At 34.6% G+C, this 790-nt stretch carries 1 protein-coding gene; it reads right to left on the bottom strand.

Going from position 1 to position 790, the window contains the following annotated elements:
* Nucleotides 1-67 precede the first annotated feature (67 nt).
* The coding region (locus tag AC4FQX_RS15160; RefSeq protein WP_491168560.1) for a hypothetical protein at nt 68-790 on the bottom strand (723 nt) is incomplete at its 5' end.

Here is a 790-nt window from a genome sequence, read left to right as displayed (position 1 = left end):
AAAAGAATAAAAAAACCGCAGGTTTAGAACTTACGGTTTAAAATATATAAATTAATTTTTTTATTATTTACAGAGCACTGGCATTATTTAAACAAAAATTAAATAATGAACCGTATAATAATCCATTATGTTCAAGTTTTAACTCTGTAAACCATCCTCCTCCTACAGTAATATTTCCTCCTAGAGCATCCTTGCCTAGAAAACTTATTTTATTATCAATTATACTGATATTGTCTTCGCAAGAACTATTTCTTTTTAGTTGAATGGGTTGCTTTCCATTTGCATTTGTCGTAAAGGTGAACACTTCACCACTCTGTGCACCTCTAAAAACAATTCCTACATTCATTACAGGACGGGAAAAAGTAATGGTAAGAGTGCTGGGCTTATTATTAGCCGCTAAATGGAAACTTCCAGCTGCTATAGTCACATCACAACTAGCATAACTATTATCAATTCTAATTACATTTGTAAAAGTATAAGTAGCCGTTACTTTTTCTCCGTTTATTATGTGTTCACCTTTTAATGTATCATAGTTTAATTGAGTATTTTGATCACAAGCAAGATTAGTTGTAGCCGGAGCTTCAATCTCTGAATAATCCTTCACGGGAATAATAAACTCACAGGTTACCCCTGCTATACTCAAAGGAAATTTAGCCTCACCTTTGGCAGAAGGAGTTCCTGAAACAAGAAATATCAGATCGCCGGAACCCTTGTTAAGAGAACCCCCAAAAAGCATAGCCGTCAATCCGGTTACACCCTCTGATTGAATAGTGGACGTTTCATAAGCTAA

It is taken from the genome of Flavobacterium sp. AK-301 (genome assembly GCF_058310215.1).
Note: the sequence above shows the minus strand (reverse complement) of the source record. Positions and strands in the feature narration are given on the sequence as shown.